The organism is Vreelandella salicampi (assembly GCF_013415105.1).
GTDB classification, from domain to species: domain Bacteria; phylum Pseudomonadota; class Gammaproteobacteria; order Pseudomonadales; family Halomonadaceae; genus Vreelandella; species Vreelandella salicampi.
Genome location: NZ_JACCDF010000010.1, coordinates 56,232 through 74,761, shown reverse-complemented (window position 1 = coordinate 74,761; position 18,530 = coordinate 56,232). Strand labels below are relative to the sequence as shown.

At 52.9% G+C, this 18,530-nt stretch carries 20 protein-coding genes; 7 read left to right on the top strand and 13 right to left on the bottom strand.

Annotated features, from left to right (window positions below; translation table 11 throughout):
* The first annotated feature begins 252 nt into the window (after positions 1–252).
* A complete protein-coding gene (gene thpD / locus HZS81_RS11935) occupies positions 253–1,188 on the top strand; it encodes an ectoine hydroxylase (RefSeq protein ID WP_179930788.1) in 936 nt (311 codons plus the stop codon).
* Positions 1,189–1,268: 80 nt separating this feature from the next.
* On the opposite strand, the gene HZS81_RS11930 is transcribed toward thpD, so the two are convergent.
* Both HZS81_RS11930 and HZS81_RS11925 read right to left on the bottom strand, forming a co-directional pair.
* On the bottom strand, positions 1,269–2,534 hold the full coding sequence (locus HZS81_RS11930) for a phospholipase D-like domain-containing protein (RefSeq protein ID WP_179930787.1): 1,266 nt from the start codon (positions 2,532–2,534) through the stop codon (positions 1,269–1,271).
* Positions 2,535–2,738: 204 nt separating this feature from the next.
* Entirely contained in the window at positions 2,739–3,194 is a 456-nt protein-coding gene (locus HZS81_RS11925) for a hemerythrin domain-containing protein (RefSeq protein ID WP_179930786.1), read from the bottom strand.
* 568 nt (positions 3,195–3,762) lie between these two features.
* On the opposite strand from HZS81_RS11925, the gene HZS81_RS11920 reads away from it, so the two are divergent.
* The 5 genes from HZS81_RS11920 to HZS81_RS11900 all read left to right on the top strand — a co-directional run bounded on the left by HZS81_RS11920 (position 3,763) and on the right by HZS81_RS11900 (position 7,664).
* Positions 3,763–4,008: a hypothetical protein gene (locus tag HZS81_RS11920; RefSeq protein WP_241697486.1), complete on the top strand. Its 246-nt coding sequence runs from the start codon at positions 3,763–3,765 to the stop codon at positions 4,006–4,008.
* A gap of 37 nt (positions 4,009–4,045) precedes the next feature.
* Complete coding sequence (locus tag HZS81_RS11915) at positions 4,046–4,468, top strand: hypothetical protein (RefSeq protein ID WP_179930785.1); 423 nt, start codon at positions 4,046–4,048, stop codon at positions 4,466–4,468.
* 181 nt (positions 4,469–4,649) lie between these two features.
* On the top strand, positions 4,650–5,777 hold the full coding sequence (locus HZS81_RS11910) for a type III polyketide synthase (protein ID WP_179930784.1): 1,128 nt from the start codon (positions 4,650–4,652) through the stop codon (positions 5,775–5,777).
* A gap of 4 nt (positions 5,778–5,781) precedes the next feature.
* Positions 5,782–6,483 (top strand): methyltransferase domain-containing protein, encoded by a 702-nt coding sequence (locus HZS81_RS11905; RefSeq protein WP_179930783.1) that lies wholly within the window; start codon positions 5,782–5,784, stop codon positions 6,481–6,483.
* Positions 6,484–6,488: 5 nt separating this feature from the next.
* Complete coding sequence (locus tag HZS81_RS11900; protein WP_179930782.1) at positions 6,489–7,664, top strand: NAD(P)/FAD-dependent oxidoreductase; 1,176 nt, start codon at positions 6,489–6,491, stop codon at positions 7,662–7,664.
* 227 nt (positions 7,665–7,891) lie between these two features.
* On the opposite strand, the gene HZS81_RS11895 is transcribed toward HZS81_RS11900, so the two are convergent.
* The 7 genes from HZS81_RS11895 to HZS81_RS11865 all read right to left on the bottom strand — a co-directional run bounded on the left by HZS81_RS11895 (position 7,892) and on the right by HZS81_RS11865 (position 12,793).
* A complete protein-coding gene (locus tag HZS81_RS11895; protein ID WP_206679552.1) occupies positions 7,892–8,986 on the bottom strand; it encodes a mechanosensitive ion channel family protein in 1,095 nt (364 codons plus the stop codon).
* Between the two features lie 339 nt (positions 8,987–9,325).
* Positions 9,326–9,595 carry a type II toxin-antitoxin system BrnA family antitoxin gene (brnA, locus tag HZS81_RS11890; protein ID WP_074396173.1) on the bottom strand — a complete coding sequence of 90 codons (270 nt, stop codon included), beginning with the start codon at positions 9,593–9,595 and terminating at the stop codon, positions 9,326–9,328.
* Positions 9,585–9,848 (bottom strand): BrnT family toxin, encoded by a 264-nt coding sequence (locus HZS81_RS11885; RefSeq protein WP_179930780.1) that lies wholly within the window; start codon positions 9,846–9,848, stop codon positions 9,585–9,587. Before HZS81_RS11885 ends, brnA begins: the two co-directional genes overlap by 11 nt.
* A gap of 99 nt (positions 9,849–9,947) precedes the next feature.
* On the bottom strand, positions 9,948–10,418 hold the full coding sequence (locus HZS81_RS11880; RefSeq protein WP_179930779.1) for a restriction endonuclease PLD domain-containing protein: 471 nt from the start codon (positions 10,416–10,418) through the stop codon (positions 9,948–9,950).
* 21 nt (positions 10,419–10,439) lie between these two features.
* A complete protein-coding gene (locus HZS81_RS11875; protein WP_179930778.1) occupies positions 10,440–11,270 on the bottom strand; it encodes a hypothetical protein in 831 nt (276 codons plus the stop codon).
* Positions 11,267–12,109 carry an ion channel gene (locus HZS81_RS11870; protein ID WP_179930777.1) on the bottom strand — a complete coding sequence of 281 codons (843 nt, stop codon included), beginning with the start codon at positions 12,107–12,109 and terminating at the stop codon, positions 11,267–11,269. The genes HZS81_RS11875 and HZS81_RS11870 overlap by 4 nt, the downstream gene beginning before the upstream one ends.
* Before the next feature lie 111 nt (positions 12,110–12,220).
* Entirely contained in the window at positions 12,221–12,793 is a 573-nt protein-coding gene (locus tag HZS81_RS11865; protein ID WP_179930776.1) for a hypothetical protein, read from the bottom strand.
* Between the two features lie 341 nt (positions 12,794–13,134).
* Here HZS81_RS11865 and HZS81_RS11860 point away from each other — a divergent pair, with 341 nt between their 5' ends.
* Positions 13,135–14,067, top strand: a complete 933-nt coding sequence (locus HZS81_RS11860; RefSeq protein ID WP_179930871.1) for a ketopantoate reductase family protein — start codon at positions 13,135–13,137, stop codon at positions 14,065–14,067.
* On the opposite strand, the gene mmsB is transcribed toward HZS81_RS11860, so the two are convergent.
* The 4 genes from mmsB to HZS81_RS11840 form a co-directional block, all read right to left on the bottom strand.
* On the bottom strand, positions 14,049–14,945 hold the full coding sequence (gene mmsB / locus HZS81_RS11855; protein WP_179930775.1) for a 3-hydroxyisobutyrate dehydrogenase: 897 nt from the start codon (positions 14,943–14,945) through the stop codon (positions 14,049–14,051). The genes HZS81_RS11860 and mmsB overlap by 19 nt on opposite strands.
* A gap of 59 nt (positions 14,946–15,004) precedes the next feature.
* Positions 15,005–16,126: an enoyl-CoA hydratase/isomerase family protein gene (locus HZS81_RS11850; protein ID WP_179930774.1), complete on the bottom strand. Its 1,122-nt coding sequence runs from the start codon at positions 16,124–16,126 to the stop codon at positions 15,005–15,007.
* Positions 16,127–16,160: 34 nt separating this feature from the next.
* Positions 16,161–17,315, bottom strand: coding sequence for an acyl-CoA dehydrogenase family protein (locus HZS81_RS11845; RefSeq protein WP_179930773.1), 1,155 nt, complete (start codon positions 17,313–17,315; stop codon positions 16,161–16,163).
* 196 nt (positions 17,316–17,511) lie between these two features.
* The gene (locus HZS81_RS11840) at positions 17,512–18,528 is read right to left on the bottom strand and encodes a branched-chain amino acid ABC transporter permease (RefSeq protein WP_179930772.1); all 1,017 of its coding nucleotides are present in this window, start codon (positions 18,526–18,528) and stop codon (positions 17,512–17,514) included.
* Positions 18,529–18,530 lie beyond the last annotated feature (2 nt).

Below are 18,530 nucleotides of genomic sequence, written 5' to 3'. Positions count from 1 at the left end.
AAACGCACAGTGAGTGCGTGCCGAAATGGTTATTCTCTGGCTGAGCGTAGCAAAGGAAATGCCTAAACAAGGACGTTGCGCTATATCTGGTTCTTCGAAAACTTCCTGCTCGAGCCGTTTCTGAAGGAATATGTGCCCTTCAACACAACCTGTGGCCACTTATCAATTCCTATGATGGATCGGGGTAGTCGGGATTCATAGTTGTTGTCCCAGAACACTAGATCCATTCATTTCAAGATAAAGGATTTTGCCATGAGACAATCCAACGATGCCTATCCTTCACGTTTAAAAGAGTCCGAAGATCGGATCGCTCCCTTTATCCGGACCGACCCCGTGATTCATTCCGGCAACGAATACCGTTGGCATGGGCCGCTGGATGAGGTCGCGTTATCACAGTATGAGCGGGATGGTTTTCTGTGGTTTGAAGGGTTTTTTAATCAGGAACGAATGGCGCCGTTTTTTGACGAACTTCGTGAGATGGGTCAGGACAAGGACATGCTGGCGTCAGATCAGGTTATCCAGGACCCCAACACCGGCGACATCCGCTCAGTGTTCGCCATGCATGAGCTTTCCGATCACTTCAGCCGGCTGACCCGAGACCCCCGCATCCTGGGCATGGTCAGGCAGCTGCTCGGCAGTGAGGTCTACATTCATCAATCGCGAATTAACGACAAACTCGGGTTTGAGGGCAGTGGGTTTTACTGGCATTCGGACTTCGAGACCTGGCACAGCGAAGATGGCATGCCCCGCATGCGGTCGGTTAGCGCCTCACTGATGCTCACTGACAACAACGAGTTCAATGGCCCGCTGATGCTGATTCCCGGCTCCCACCACTACTTCATCCCCTGCGTGGGTGAAACGCCGGACCTCAACTGGCAAGAATCCCTCAAGTCGCAGCGGCTGGGGGTTCCGGACCAGAAAGCACTCGCTATGATGGCCAATCGCGGCGGTATTCAGGCGCCCAAAGGGCCGGCAGGTTCGCTGATGCTGTTTGAGGGCAACACGCTGCACGCATCGAACCTAAACATGTCGCCTTGGCCCAGATCCAATCTGTTCTTCGTCTACAACAGTGTCGACAACCTGCTGGAAAAGCCCTATGCCGCCAAGTCGGAACGGCCCGATTTCCTGGGCTCGCGGAAAAACACTGCCCCCCTGACCATGCATGACGATTTCCCGGAGCTATGCTGACCAACTGTTCTGATCGACCCTCCTGACCAACCCTGGGCCCTGGGAAAGTAAAAAAAGCAGAATGCTAAGCGGTGTGGTCATCAAAGTTGCGATCTGATTGGGTACAGAACCTTTTCCGAAAATTTCTCACGCAGCCCGCGGTTTTTCCAGCGGGCATAGGAATACGGCTCTGCCTGTCGCAGATCGTTCTCGAATACCGCCGTCATTTGTGTGGCAAAATTGTTGCTGTAGACATTCAAACTCGCTTCGTCATTGAGCCGAATCGAGCGAATATCGAAGTTGGTTGAACCTACCGAAACAAACTCGGTATCGATGACCAGTAGCTTCGTATGAAGCATGGTCGGCTGATAAACATGGATCTCGACACCGGCGTGCAGTAGTGCACCCCAATTGGCCTTGGAGGCAACCTTTACCGTTAGCGAATCGATATACGGCCCAGGTAATAGGATACGCACGCGAACGTCGCGACGGCGGGCAGCGATCAAGGCCTCGATTAACAGCCTGTCGGGCACAAAGTAGGAAGCCGCCAGGTCGATCGTTGCGTCGGCCGCTGCGATGGCAAGCAGATACATCAAATGCATGCTCTCGCTCCCGCCGGATGGCGAGGCAACGAACACGTGCGACTCCATCTCGCCCTCCTCCTGCAGGTCCGGAAAGAAGTTCGGGCCGTTCAGCACTTGGCCAGTGATCTTGATCCAATTGTCGTTGAAAGCCGCTTGCAACTGCTGGACGACGGGCCCGTCAATCCGGAAGTGAGTGTCGCGCCAGTGCTCGGGATCGCCTCCGTCGCCAGCCCACTGATCCGCGATGCCTACCCCGCCGGTGAACCCGATGCGTCCATCGATCACGAGCAGTTTGCGATGGGTGCGGTTGTTCATGCGCTGGAGGCTGTACCACTGCAGCGGCCGATATTGATGCAACTGCACACCAGCGGCCTGCAGGGAATTCAGCAGCGACGGCTCCATCTTATTGCTGCCGACCCAATCGATGATGACCCTAACCGCAACGCCTGCTCGGGCCCGTTCACAAAGCGCTTGCGTGAACGTTTCACCAGTGTGCCCCGACCAGTAAATGAACGTCTCGAAAGTGATCGACGTCTGAGCCGAACGAATGGCCTGCAGCATCGCTGGAAAGATCGCCTTGCCGTTTTGTAGCGCGGTCACTTTACTGCCGCGCATGATCGTCGGGCCCAGCAAGACGGACATTTCGCGCCGAAATTGCGGCTCGGATACCACATAACGATGCTCTAGTTTCCGCTCCAGCACTTTCTCGGGTGCCTTGAAGTTCTGTAACAGTAACAGCGTCAGGCCTGTGGCCAGCACAGTGATCCCGATTACCCACAGCATAGATTTCCGTCTCCCAGTCAGTGACATCCAAGCTGGGCAAAGGAGATCAGCCCTATCAATGGATGCGGGCGCATTCTATTTGCGGCGCACAGCAATATCGCCGGTATCGGCCAGCGCGGCAACTGCAGGGCGTAAAACGTCAATGAGCGAGCCGGGCTTGAACCCGGCTCGCTCATTGACGTTCAACAAGTGAACCGTGCCAAGTTACCCTGCCATCAATTGCGCCTTGCGCTCTTCCATTTGTTCGCCAAGCCTTTCAAGTTCATCTCCCGAGATCAGCTTGCGGGCGTGCTCAAACATTTCGTCTTCTTCCTCGGTCGCATGGTGTTCGACCAGTTCCTTCAAGACTTTGGCCTGACCGGAAAACTCCGTGCTGCTTGGATCGGCCTGCTTCAGGTCAGGCATTACCTGCTCTTCGACAGCGCGATGCTCGCCTAGTGCTTCGTGGTAGAGCCTTTCGTCTTCCTTTTTCTTGGCCGCTTTCAAAAAGGCGGGATAGAATATTTCTTCTTCAATTTGCGTATGTACATGGAGTTCTTTTTCGATCTTAGCCAGCAACTCCGGGCGCTTTTTCTCGGCCTGCTCGGTGGTATTGACAAGTTGGGTCAATAAATCGCGCACCTTGTCGTGGTCCTGCTTGAGCAATTCCAGGGCATTCATGATGTACCCTCCTGTTAACGGATTATTGCGTTCGGTGATTTTCTACCCAGTCTTCAACATTTTCTCAGCGTGCTTTTCCATCGCATGCATATCGCGCCACCAATCTTCCAGACATGTGTTATCCATTGAACACTCTCCTGAACATTAAGGCCAAAATGCACCAGCCCTGTGCGCCAACGCAAACATGGAATATTGACGAATGCGACCATGTAACGCCCGGCACGAACTAGAGAAATTAATAAATAAGGGTGGCGCCGCGTCCCATGCAGCGCATAGCAAAACATCCCTGTTTAGGCATTTCCTTTGCCTTGCTGAACCTGAGGATGAACCTTAAAGCACGCATTGACTGTGCGCTGACGAACGGAGAGGTGAGGAATTGGCAGACGTATGGAAATTATCGACGGGATGGGTGAGCAGTGGAAAACCAGCTCGACAATACTGTCCAGCTGTAATCGAAGCGATGGTAGCAACGAAAGTTCCGGAAAGGCCTATCTTGAGTAATGCGGCTCACAGCGGTTTTCTCTGTGGGCAGCATCGTGCGCCGTACTAAACTGGTAAAGGAGGTCATATGCCAACATCTTTAGATAGCCATGACCGTCTGACCGACTTGAAAAGATTCGCCACTGATCCCGGGTCGTTGCAATCGGACACCTATATCCCGAAAAACTTCCCGAACAATGGACCGCTCGTCGTCGTTCTGCATGGCAGTACCCAGTCGGCTGAGGGTTATGACTGCGGGGAAGAAGGCAAGTATATGCTGGAAGTCGGCATTTCTTCGACCCGCCATATAGCGAATTTCTGGGGCCTTACGTAGTTGCCAGACGACCACAAGTTTAATAAAGGTGCAACGCATGACTCAAATAACGCTAAACGCCGACGATAGCCAGTTGTTTATCCAGGCCATCGACACCGCCATTGCCGTATATCTTGAAGCGGCCACCCGGATGAACGGGGGCATCCCCCCATTAGAAATGGATTATCAGCCGCCTACTGACGTTGAATATACACCGGACCCCGTTGTGGTCACTGGGCTGTTGACCACGCTGCGAAGCCTAACGGATTTGCGCGACGCGATTCGTCAGCCCATCAGCCAGCAATCAGCCATCACGGTGGAGGTGGATGTTGATGAGCGTGGGTGCGACCTCATCACCATTTTGGTGCCAAGCCCTATCGCCACCGACGAGGCCGATAACCTACTCATGCAAGCGATCCTCTATGCCAACGCCAAAACCAAGAACCATGAGGTCTTGCGCCTTATAAAGCGAATGAAATAGCCACCCTACTTGCCAATCAATACCGTCATCAAAATCTCGGTCGTCTGTCTGTCACCGCACATACGGCTCTCATGCTTGCGTTTATTCTCACGTTATCTGACGACCATTTTTGTCGTCGCCAGTGTCCCGTACAGCTCAAGTTTTAGCCGGGCTGCGGTAGCGATCAATCGGTGAGAATGGCATGACAACAGCCCACATTAACGGGATCGGCACAGCAGTGCCTGAGCACGATATTCATCAGCCTATTAATGCAGTGTTGCGCACCATGCTCCCCGATCAGCGTACACGTCGGGTATTCGACCGCATGACTGAGCATTCTGGCATTGGCCATCGCTATTCCTTTATGCGTGCAGGCGGACGAGCCGATGAACAGGAGGTAGAGGAGCAGGAAGTAGATGCGGGCGGCTTCTACCCACGCGGTAACTTTCCCGGCACCCGTGCACGCATGGCACTCTACGAAACGCAGGCCCCGCGTTTGGCAAGACGCGCCGTGGCAGCACTGGAACGTGAAATTCCAACGGGTGCGTTGGATGACATCACTCACCTGGTGGTGGCGTCATGTACTGGCTTTACAGCACCGGGCTTAGACCTGCAACTGGCGACAGAACTGGGTCTAAGGCCTGACGTACAACGGACTTTGGTGGGTTTTATGGGCTGTTCTGCAGCCGTGCCCGCCCTGCGAGTAGCGTACCAGGCGGTAAATACGGATCCAGCCGCCCGTGTCCTGGTCATCAATTTGGAATTGTGTTCGCTGCACCTGCAAGAATCCTCAGACCTGAACGCCCTGTTACCACTGACGTTGTTTGCTGACGGAGCCAGTGCCGCGTTGGTAACGGCGCAGCCTACAGGCATTGCCTTGCTTGATTTCCTGTCGATGATTATTTCCGACAGTTGCGATCTCATGACCTGGCATATCGGTGAGCAGGGTTTCAACATGCATCTCTCGGGTCAGGTTCCGCAACGGATCAAGCAGACCTTGCGCGAGGATATGGAACAAGCCGGAGCCAATAAGATATTGCGCGGCGAGCAGGTCAAGGATTTTGACTTATGGGCAATTCATCCTGGCGGCCGCTCGGTGCTTGATGCTGTTGAGGCTGGACTTGGGCTCGCGCCTGCCGACCTCAGTAGTTCACGTCGCATACTGCACGACTATGGCAATATGTCCTCGGCAACCGTCATGTTTGTGTTGCAGGACATGCTGCGCGTGCATCAAACCCGTGACAACCATCACGACGAAGCGCGAGGCATGGCAATGGCCTTTGGCCCGGGCATGGTCGCTGAAACGTTCCGCTTCCAGATGGCGGGCTGATCTCATGAAGTTGCTGAAAGAGCGCAGTTCCGAACCCGAGCTGATGGATAATGACGACATCAGCAGAGAAGATTACAACCAATGCCTGGCCGACCTGGCCGCTGTCAATCGGGTGACCCGGACTCATCAGGCCACACTGCACTGGCTGGACCAGGCGATACGCGGATTACCTGCCAACACCCCCATTACCCTTCTGGATGTCGCCTGTGGCCAGGGCGATTTGCTGCGAGCGATTCATTGCTTTGCCGATCAGCGTGATATCAAGGTCACACTGCAAGGCCTCGACATGAACCCAAACAGCGCCATCGCGGCTCGGCAGACCACCCCGTTGAGCATGGATATTGCCTATTACACGGGCGATGTCTTTACCTTTACACCGGCACTGCCTCCCGATTTCATCGTAAGCTCGCAGTTCACCCATCACCTTAGTGATAGCCAGGTCGTGAATTTCCTGCAATGGATGGAGCGGCATGCTCGGCGTGGGTGGTTTATTGCCGACCTGCACCGTCATCCACTGGCCTACTATGGCTATTCACTATTGGCGGGGTTGGCCCACTGGCACCCTATCGTCCGTCATGACGGGGCAATCTCCGTTGCCCGTAGTTTTCGTCGTGCCGATTGGCAGGCTTTATTGGCGCAAGCAGATATCTCTGCGGATATCCGCTGGCATGTGCCGTTTCGTCTGTGTGTCGGAAGGCTGAAATAACCGCCATGCAAACCACTGCTTCCACAAAAATACCACCGACGACAGCCGAGGTGGTCGTTGTCGGTGGGGGCCCGGCTGGGGCTGGCGCGGCTTGTATGTTGGCCAAGGCAGGCCGTGAGGTGATGCTATTGGAGCGTGAGGCCACTGCCACCCACAAAATTTGCGGCGAATTTCTGAGCGCGGAAACACAAAGCTACCTCAGACGACTTGGTCTGGATCTGGATGCACTAGGGGGTCACGTCATCTCCCACTTGCGTCTCATCCGCGAGAAAACAATCGTGGAAACAGCCTTGCCGTTTCATGCTCTCGGGCTTTCGCGCTTTCGTCTGGATGAGGCCTTGCTGAATCATGCATCTGAGAGTGGTGCGTCACTCTGGCGTGGCCAGCGTGCCAGTGTCTCTAACGTCAGTGGGTCTCATATTGATCTCGACGTTAAAAGCGCCGGAAAAGTGAGCACCAACACGTTATTTCTGGCCACCGGCAAGCACGACCTGCGCGAATTGCGGCGTCATCCCGTTACCCCTCCCGAAGACCTGGTCGGCTTCAAGATGCATTTCGACGTTGATAGCGCGCAGTGTGATGCGCTCGCCAACCATGTCGAGTTGGTCTTGTTTGCCCATGGCTATGCAGGCCTGCAACGCGTTGAGGATGGCCGGGTTAACCTCTGTCTATTGGCTAAAGGTAGCTGGCTGAAAGCCTGTGGTGGTACCTGGGAAGGCTTACTGGAAGAATTGTTGCGTACCTGCCCCCACTTGCAGCGACGCTTATCCAACGCCACACCCCTGCTCTCGCAGCCCCTGTCCATTTACCGCGTACCTTATGGTTTTGTCTATCACCCGCCTGCCAATGACGCAGACAATATCTATCGGTTAGGCGATCAGGTTGGGGTGATTCCTTCGTTTTCAGGTGATGGAATGGGCATTGCCCTCCATAGCGGAGTCGTGGCTGCCAGCGATTATCTCGCGGGTTTAGACGCGGGCCATTATCATCGCCATATTCGTCGCGATATTGCCCGCCAAATCTGGCGGGCTGGCCTTCTCTATCGCGCAAGCCGCTGGTCGCCCAGCCGACGCTTGCTCATGAGCTTGGCTGGTTTGACGCCCCGTAGTTTGAGTCTCGCCACCAGCCTGACGCGGATACCGCCTGCTGCCGTGACGCGTGCCATGCGGCGCATATCTTGAGGGATACCGGGTATGTAAACGGCCATTCTAGCGTGGTCTTCATTTGTGAAGAGCCACAAGAATGATGGGGTCAATGCTGCAGCCATCTGCGAGGCAATGGGACGCCCACAGATGACATTCGTCACCCTGCCCCCGTATTAGGCCCAGCCAGAATAGGAAATTCTGGCGACAGCCCTACGGCTTTTTTTCGATTGCCAGATTGGAATCGGCGTCCGAGCCCAGATACCTCAGGCGGTTCTCTTTGGGGGTCCGTCAGGTTGTTGGGTGCTGCCTTCAAACTCCGGAGAAGTATCCACCAATCGCGCCCGAAGGCGGGGCAGTTGCGAGGGGTAATGCTGCTGTATAAATGTCACCAGCCCCTCACGGATAGCGCATCGCAGATCCCAGTTCTGGTTGGAATTAGGTGCACTCATAAGGAAGCGGACCTGTAACGCCTGTTCATTGGAGTCAGTAACCTGAACAGTCGCCACCTTGCCATCCCACTGCTTCATCGTATCCAGCAAGCGCGAGAACTCCTGGCGCAGTGGCTCGATGGGCATGGTGTAATCAACCCAGATAAAGACCGTTCCCTGCAAATCCGCCGTATTCCGCGACCAGTTCTGGAAAGGGTTCTCGATAAACCACTGCAGCGGTACTATAAGCCGACGCTGGTCCCACACCCGCAGAACGACGTAGGTGGCAGTCACTTCCTCGACCCAGCACCACTCGCCCTGCACGATCAGCACATCATCAATGCGGAACGGCTGGGTGAGCGCAATCTGAATGCCCGACAAGAGATTACTGAGTACCGGCCGTGCCGCAAAACCCAGGACAATGCCGCCAACACCTGCGGACGCCAGCAGACTGGCGCCCACTTTCTGTACCGGCTCGAAGGTCATCAGCGCGGCACCAATGCCCACGATGATAACGAGGACATTCAGGCAACGGACCAAAAAGCGTGTCTGTGTCTCTACTTTGCGGGCCCGTTTCCACTGTCCTTCCAATACCGGATTCAGTAACACGATAACGTCACCAATGACCGAGGTCAGGCGAACGGCTGCCCACGTCAGTGACAGAATCAGTAGCAATGTGGCTATCTGTTTCACCGGCACCAAGAGCAGCAGGTCATCCGGAGCGCCATCGAGCATAGCCCTGAGTACCAGCAGGCTGATGACCAAGCCCAGCGCTTTGGCAACCGCGTCCAGAAACAGCCGGGGGACGGTTCGCCGTTTCGAAAAGTGTCGGATCACCGCTAGCGTCAGCCGGTAGAGGATGTAACTGGCTATCACGGCAAGCAACGCCGAAATGCCCGGAAACATCCAGGCCTGTAAACCTGCTTCCAACGCTTTCAGCATGGCTCTTTCCTTCTCGACGGTGGCTCCACCCCGAACAACCTAAGATATGTGACTCGGAAAGGCCAGAAAGTCACCCAGAGGCTTTGATAAATCTCTATAACTGTCCGCACTTATGAAAGTAGCGTCTCCCAAAGCGCCTTGGCTGATATTGCTTTAGCTCACATTCCAACTCGTTTACTCCATTAAAACAAGGTTCTGGATCAAACACACTCTCGGAGGGCTGACAGGGTCACAACGGAGATTGTGAAGCCTCGCTGCATACGTTCATACAACTTCTCGAACGGTAGAGAACGGCCGCGGTGGAACCTCAATGCTGTTAACGCTCGGCTAATGTGCGCCGCCTGCAGCGTCACCATTGAGCGGCTTGTTAGCAGACTCTGCTTGAAGTCGCTCCACCAACCACACCTTGATGATAGATTGGCGGGTAACGCCAATACGTGCAGCCTCACGGTCCAACGATTCTACAACCCAAGCCGGAAAATCGACGTTGATTCGCTTCTGTTCTTGATTGACGCGGCGAGCGGAAGAAAGATCAAGATCATCAACGATATCTTCCTGACCTTCTTCGAATTTTTTATCGAAATCTTTAGCTTTCATAGAGCTCAACCTCCTTCTTGCGAGAGCGCCTGACTGAAATCAGACGAATACGACCTTCCCTGTATGTGACGACAGCCGACCAGTGCTTTTCACCAATCTTGCCTACCAGCAAGAACCTCGGCTCATCCTGTGATTTTGCGCGGAGTTCCAGCAGATACGGATCTTTCCACAGCCCCTGGGCAGCCACGAAGTCGATACCGTGCTTGTCCAGATTGGCCAGGCTTTTGGCTTCGTCGAATTCAAATTCATCCATGAGTATAAATTATTCCCTTTTTACTCACCTCGCAAGGTATGGGAGGAGAAGTGCCGCTGCTAACGCCCGCAGCATGCGCTGGTCGCGTGCTTGGCCTTGTTAGAGCTGCGTTCGTAGATAGCTTTGCACTTCATCCAGATACCCTCTGATTTCTTTTTGAATATCATCGCCTAGGTGCCCTGCAATATGTACGCTCAATTCGTCACTGCTCGATAGCCCGCCTTGTGTAATATTTGCGGAGCCAATGACCGCGCTATAGGAATCTCCTGTTTGAAAATAGTAAATCTTCGAATGTATAGTTCGATGATTTTTGGTAGCCATGAGATGAGTGACATTCGGCCATTTGGCAATAGTCTTGGCGGAGTTACCTTTAGTATGAAATTTGTTTGAAATGATCGAAATCTTTGCTTTTCTCCTAAGTGCCTCCTCTATCGCAGGACGAAGTGCCTGAATTCCCTTCGGCTTGATCCAACCCGAGCAAAGTATCGATTCTTCAGACCGTTCAATTAACGAAGCCAGTAATGCTAGATGGTCCCCATGCTTCGAATTATGGGCTAATCTTATATTCATTTGGTAGCTCTAACGCCGCATTCAGCGGCTTGTCCGCTGCAATGCTTTGTTAGGGCCAAAAGTAGAAAAGTAGGCCGGATCTTTTACAAGTACAGAGTACTTTCTCATGCTTTCGTGAAAGTGATAATGAGAGCATAGTAGCTCTATTGTTCGTAGCTGAGAATACGATCCCTCTATCGCTTTCTCGGGGGCTGCTAGAACCTCCTTGTGGCTACCAAACCTAAACTTTCTGTTCTTATCCATTATCTTTTTTGTAATTTGCTCGAGATGCTCAAAAAAACTCCAATCTAATTTTGGAGCCAATCCTAATCGGTACCCATTTTTATATATTCTCGCTTGACGCATTATCTTTTCATCAACATCATTTATCAAATTATGTCTTTTACTTTGGGCGAGCACATCCCTCCATGAAAAAACAAAAAACCCATTGTTTGCCAATTTCCTTATCAGTATATTTCGAAGGCTACAAATTACTATATCGTTAACTGTAGCCAAAGCTTCTATTGTTGAAGGGATTGCTTCTAGAACCCCCAACATTTCAATATTTTCTTCAATTTCTTGGTCATAGCATGGTGCTGAACGCCACATATTTTTTATTTTTATCCTATCTTCATCGCTTCCTTCGGTTACCAATCCTTCAAAAAAAACGTGGTGAATAAATAAGCTTCCTTTGGCGGACAAATACTCAGCCCGATCTCTAGAAGATACGGTTACCGAATAACCCTGTCTTTCTAGCTTGCCTTTTTCTTGAGATACATCGTCATTTGGCCCACAAAGTAGATATACATCTTTGTCGGAGAACAAATCATGACATCCATGGCGACGGCTTCCAAACTCAATCACGGTGGTCATCTTATGACCTTTCGAAAAATTGAATTAAGAGTTGCTGTAAGCAGACTAATTCCGATTAGCACGTTGATGGTTACTACGGCATAACCAGTCTCACTTAGAGGGGAGAATCCAGATGCACCTAAAGTAGCCATTGTCGTTATGGTGAAATATATGGATTTTATAACTGAAGGACGCTCGTCACCGATAAAAAGGCATTCTGCAAACCAGTGATTTATTGTTACAACCACTGTAACCAAAACGATAGTTGAAATAACCAGATTTCTAAGCCTATACCCATACCCTAAAATCAAATCATACAGCAAAGAGGCAATATAGGTCGGGATATACTTATATTTAGGGAGGCATTCTCTTTTTGCTTCTACTACCGCAAGCTTTCGCTTCCACTTAGAGAAATAATACTCAGCCTCATTTTTAAATTCTCTCTGTGACTCGGCGTGATAATTCTCTCTAAGTTGCTGATATAGATGGACGGCGATATTGGAGTATTTTTCGTCAGTTACTGAACTCTTAAACTGTTCAGGGCGACCATATATTTTCGAAAACTTAGATTTGAAGAAATTGCAGTTCTTAAACGTGCATTTGTGGAACTCAACTTCATCAAATAGGGACCCTATGAATAGGCAATCTTCGAACGAGCAGTTCCTAAATGTACATTTTGAAATCTTAGTTTTTGAAAGAGAGACATTTTCAAATTTGATACTATCGATCTTCTTTTCCTTCAGTTCGTCTGGCCGAAACAAAACATTGACAATGTGCTTGCTTGTCTTTATCTGACTTGACATTCGTTCTTCATCAAACTCTTCAAACGAACCATTTAATTTAAAAAAATCTCTTAGCATCTCATATGTCTTTTTGGTTGAAATACAATTTTCTAGAAGCCCTAACGCCGCGCACACCGGCGCGAGCTTGCGAGCGTCCGGCAGCCGAAGGCTGCGTAGTGCTGCGCCTTGTTAATGGCCTGGCAGATAGACTTTCGTACCATAGAACTCCCCATCTTTGAAAAGGAGTTTCGCATCCACCAGCTGAATAGCACTCTGGTCCGCCCCGAACTGAAGGTGAATGCTATCTGCCTCGGCCTCCGAGACTGAACTTCCGAATAGATCCCGCGAAAGTGTGAGCATATTTGAGTAGGATGTATCCGCGTCTGATGCTTTGAAGAGCATCTCGACTTGTGCGACTGTTCCAACTTGCTTGAAAAAAGCTTCCTCCCACTTAGTATTCTGCCAAAAAAGAAAGGCATTAAGCCCCACTGATACAGCGAGAGAGGCGAGAACGGCAATAGCTGCGTGAGTCGATTTCATGATTCCATTAACAGTTTTATTCATGCGCATGCGCGTTTTTCTGAGAAGCCCCACCTTGCCAAAAGCCCCTAATCTACTGATAAAAAAGGGGAAAACACCATTTTTCTTCGTAAGACTCGCTAGAAAAATGCGCATGCGCGTTAACATTATCGCCAGCCTTTGAAAATTGCGCATAAGCATAAAGGGGTCAATCTTAAGCCATTGTTTTATATTATTTTTCAAGATAGATCCCCAGCAATACAAGCAATCACGTTACAGACCCGACCAGAAAAACACGCATTGTGAGCTAAGAGCTCCTATGAATATCCAATTTCTGCGGATAGCCGCTTTGGGTCTAAAGCCAAGGTGGCGTGTAGCGCTGTACACGCATCACCATTTTCAGCTTTGGCGCGGCTCGGACGCTTATACCAAAATCGCTTTGGATTAACGCTAGCAGATATTACTTCGTCTCGTCATTAATCATTAGCCGTGCATATAGCGGTCAATCGCCGCGCCTTCGTTTCCTTGTGCTGAACACGGTAAGCTTGGGGGTAAAATCTCTTACTGATGGCGCAAAATCAATGATGGCATCCCACTGGATACTTGGCCCCGGCGCGATTGGCCGCTTGTTGGCGCATTCGCTTGTACCTCAGTTTGCCGTCACGCTCATTGGGCGGCGGGCACTATCTAATGAGCAAAGGCTTACCACGCCGGAAGGCGAACAGCGGGTGCAGCGGTTGAATACGCTCACCGTTGCACAAATGGGCTCTGAAGCGCAGCCAGCGCCTGGGTTTGTGCATATCACCACCAAGGCCATGGCCGCTGAGGCGGCGCTTGAAAGCATCGCTAGCCAGATTCCCCCCACTACCACGCTGGTGCTGTGGCAAAACGGCTTTTTGGCGCAGCCGCGTATAACGCAGGCGTGGCCGGGGCCGGTGCTTTGCGCGACCACCACACAAGGTGCGTATTTAACCGGGGATGATGGCGTGGTGCATGCGGGGCGTGGGCCGACGTTTATTGGCGATTTAACGAATCAGCATCACGCGCTGGCAGAAGCGCTGGCCGAAACGTTGTCACGGGCACACTTTAGCGCCTCGGCAGTCGGCGATATCCGCCAGCGCTTATGGCAAAAACTGGCGGTGAACGCCGCGATAAACCCCTTGGTGGCGCTGCATGAGGTGCATAACGGCGAACTGCGCCATGAGGTGTATTCAGCGCGTGTAGAAGCGGTAGTGAAAGAAGTCGCCGCGATCATGCAGGCTGAGGGTATTCAGCCGCCAAAGGGGGAGCAAGGGGAACACGCGTGGTTGGCATTGGTGTGGCAGGTCGTGGATAACACCGCCAACAACAAGGCGTCTATGCTGCAGGACGTGGAGGCCAAGCGCCCCACCGAGCGGGGCGCGATTTTGGGGCCGTTAATGGAAAGCGCAAAACGCCACCAACTCCCCTGCGAAGAGCTGGTGGCGCTTGATCAGCAGCTTTCCAAGAAAGAAACGGCTTATGCGTCTTTATCCTGATAGAACTGCATCAGACTCGAGAAATCCAGCTTGCCGTTGCCGTTGGCTTTGTGCAGGTTAAACAGCGAGCGCGCGGCGGAGCCCATCGGCACCGGTGATGCGCTTAGCTGGCTGACATCCATCGCAAGGCCCAGGTCTTTAAACATCAAATCCACCTGGAAGCCGCCCTGATAGCCGTTGGAAGCCGGGGCGTTCTCCATCACACCGGGGTATGGGTTATAGCCATTGAGTGCCCAGTTGCCGCCGGAGCTTTGCTTCATGATCTCGGAGAGTACCGCAGGGTCCAGGCCGTTTTTAACGCCCATATTGATCGCCTCGCAGGTGCCCGCCATCAGAATCGACAGCAGCATGTTGTTGCACACTTTGGCGATTTGCCCCGCGCCGTGGTCACCGGCGTGAAAGATGTTTTTGGCCATCGGCTCGAGTACCGGCTTGGCTTGGGCAAATTGCGCCTCACTACCGCCGACGATAAAGGTGAGCGCGCCCGCTTTAGCCCCGCCTACCCCGCCGGAAACCGGTGCATCGACAAAACCGATTCCTTTTTCGGCGCCTGCAGTTGCGACGTCGCGAGCGGTATCGGCATCAATGGTTGAGCAGTCGATGACCAACGCCTCGGTGCTCAACACATCAAATAGCGGTGTGTCGCCATCGACATACAGCCCGCGCACGTGTTTACCCGCTGGCAGCATCGAAATGACGAAATCCGCACCTTTAGCCGCTTCTTGTGCTGAGTTGGCTACGCTGCAGCCTTGCGATTTCGCCTCATCCAGCGCCTTCGACGAGAGATCAAAGGCACGCACTTCGTGGCCTGCCTTTGCCAGGTTCGCCGCCATGGGGCCGCCCATGTTGCCCAGGCCGATAAATGCAATTGTTGCCATGGTGTCGCGTCCTTATTGTTGTCTGAGTTGGAATGACATGCGTTATGGGTCAGATCGATTTAATCGCCCAGATCCGCCAACGGGTTTTGCGCCCAAGGCTGAGTCAAAAGCCCGTCGATAAAGCTATCTTCTACCGCTGCCACATTCGAGTAGGTCCATTCAGGCTTACCGTCTTTATCCACCAGTAGCGCACGCACGCCCTCCGGGAACTCGCGGTGGCGGCAGCACTGCACCGAAAGCGCAAGCTCTGATTGGAACACCTGTGCCAGCGACATGTATTTGGCTCGCTTGAGCTGCTCATCGATCAGCTTGATGGAAACAGAGCTACCGTGGGATAGCGTTTTCTGCGCTTTACCGAACCACTTGTCATCACTCTCTACGGCGAGAATGGCCGCCACGGCTTGATCGATGGTGTCGTGATCCATCAGCTCGCGAATCAACGGGCTGAACTTGTAGACCGGCGCTTCCATCTCTTCAAATACCGGCTGAGACTCACGCTCTAGCTCGCGCAGTATTTTGTTCACCACCCCTTGGGCATCATCGGCTTGATCATCGTCGCCCCAACGCGCGTTGGTAAGATGCTCAAACAACACCCCACGCTTATCGCTTGCAATCATGCGGTCGGCGAGGCCTAGGTGATGAGCATCAAGCGCGTTGATCTGGCTGCCGGTAATCGCTAGAAAGCGACCGGTGCCGTTGGGTAAACGGTTCAAAAACCAGCTGGCGCCGACATCCGGGTAAAGGCCGATGGTGACTTCCGGCATCGCTAAGCGCGAGGTTTCGGTCACGATGCGATGGCTGCTACCACTGAGAAGGCCCATGCCACCGCCCATCACAATGCCGTTGCCCCAACAAACCACCGGCTTGGCGTAAGTGTGCAAACGGTAATCCAGCCGATATTCACGATCAAAAAACTGCTGGGGGAAATCCGGGTCGCCTTCGCCAATAATCGCTTTGTAGAGATTGACCACGTCACCGCCGGCGCAAAACGCCTTCTCCCCGGCGCTATCGAGCAAAATCGCGACGATTTTATCGTCCTGCTCCCAGCTTTCGAGCCGGGGCAGAATCTCGTCGATCATCTCAAGCGTTAGCGCGTTGAGTGAACGCTCGGCGTTGAGCTTAATCTCTGCGATGGCGTGACCATCTTGGGTCGGGTGTTCAGTAAAAATCACACTACTCATTCGGCGCTCCTTATGGGTTACGGGCTACCTGAGCTTATAGCTCGGTGGCACTGTCCGCCAAGACGCGGCGAGAAATGATTAAGCGCATGATTTCATTCGTCCCTTCAAGAATGCGATGAACGCGGGTATCGCGCACATAGCGTTCCATCGGGTATTCCTTGATGTAGCCATTGCCGCCGTAAAGCTGCAGCGCCTCATCGCAAACGTTAAAGCCCACGTCAGTCGCGAAGCGTTTGGCCATGGCGCAGTAGGTCCCGGCATCGGTGTGGCCAGCGTCAAGCTTGGTCGCTGCCAGGCGCACCATCTGCCGCGCTGCGACCAGATCCGTCACCATATCCGCTAGGCGAAACTGTAATGCCTGGAAGTCCGCCAGTTTTTTACCAAACTGCTTACGTTCGCGCATGTATTCGCGCGCTTTGTTAATCGCTTGCTGCGCCGTGCCGATGGAGCACGTGGCAATATTGATGCGGCCGCCATCCAGGCCTTTCATGGCAATTTTAAAGCCGTCGCCTTCGTTACCTAACATATTGATCGCCGGCACGCGGACGTCTTCAAAGGTAATCGTGCGTGTCGGTTGGCTGTTCCACCCCATTTTTTCTTCTTTGCGGCCATAACTAATGCCCTCGGCTTTGGCATCTACGGCAAAAGCGGAAACACCGCTGGCACCTTCACCGCCGGTGCGCGCCATCACCACGAGAAAGTCCGTGCTGCCCGCGCCCGAAATAAACATTTTACTGCCGTTGAGCACAAAGTCGTCGCCGTCACGCTTGGCCGTGGTTTTTAACGAGGCGGCGTCTGAGCCGGCGTTGGGCTCGGTGAGGCAGTAAGAGCCTAAAAGCTCACCAGTGGCGAGCTTCTCGCCCCACTGCTCCACCACTTCCGGCTGACCGAAGTCCGCCAGCATCCACGTCACCATGTTATGGATGGTGAGATAAGCCGTGGTAGAGGTACAGCCCATGGAGAGCTGCTCAAAAATAATGCTGGCGTCTAAGCGGGATAAGCCCAGACCGCCCACGCTCTCCGGCGCGTATAATGAGCAAAACCCCAACTCACCGGCCTTACGGATCACATCAACGGGGAAGATGGCTTCCTGATCCCACTCGGCAGCGTGAGGCTCTAACTCATTCTGGGCGAAAGAGCGTGCCATATCGGCAAAGGCGATTTGATCTTCGTTTAGCTCAAAATTCATGCGTATCTCCGCTTCTATCAGCCAGCGGCTGACAGGTTACTGTTATCGTTGTTGGCGTGCTAATTGACGTTTACGTTAACTTATTATTTTGCGCTTCTACAAGCAACGCCTTTGCATCTACAACCTTTGGCTAGGTGCCCAACAAAAAAAAGGCGCCGCAATGGCGCCAACACAATGGACAGACTAGCCAACTGATTTACTTAAAGTTTTTGTTATACATACGCGCCAGCTCACCGATGATCCCGCTACGGAAGCTCAACACGCAGACCACGAAGATGATCCCCAGGATGACACTCACCCAGTTACCCAAGGGCGACTGCCCGAGCACGTGCTGCAAGCTCACGACGATGCCCGCCCCGGTGATCGGCCCTAACAAGGTCCCGACACCGCCAAGTAGCGTCATCAAAATCACTTCGCCGGACATATGCCAATGTGCATCGGTCAATGAGGCGAGCTGAAACACCACGGTTTTGGTAGAACCCGCAAGCCCTGCTAGCGCGGCGGACAGCACAAAAGCCACCAGCTTGTACGCGTCGGTGTTATAGCCTAGAGACACAGCCCGCGGCTCGTTTTCACGAATCGCTTTCATCACCTGCCCATAAGGCGAATGCACCGTGCGCTGAATCACTGCGAAGCCAAATATAAAAATGGCAAACACAAAATAGTACATCGCGAGGCTATTACTGAGGTTGATGAAGCCAAAAAGCTCACCGCGAGGCACGCCGTGCAGGCCGTCCTCACCGCCGGTAAAAGGTGCCTGGATGTAGACAAAGTACACCAGCTGAGCGAGGGCCAAGGTCACCATCGCGAAGTAGATGCCTTGGCGACGAATCGATAGCACCCCAAATACCACCCCGACTACGGTAGCCACTAATGTCCCGGCAATAATCCCCAGCTCCGGCGTAAGCCCTGGATAGCTTGCCAGCAGGTAGCCGGTAATGTAGCCACCGGTTGCGAGAAATGCCGCATGCCCGAAGGAGAGCAAGCCCGCATAGCCCAATAACAGGTTGAACGCGCTGGCAAACAAGGCAAAACACAGCACCTTCATTAAAAATACCGGGTAGGCAACAAAAGGTGCCACAAGCCCAACCACCACTAAGGCAAGATAAAACAGGTTGCGGCGTATCTTGGCACGACGCTGGCGTTCCAACACAGCCGATGTTTTAGAAAATGCTTCTGACGGTGTTTGCGAAAGAGATTGAGAGTCAGCCATGG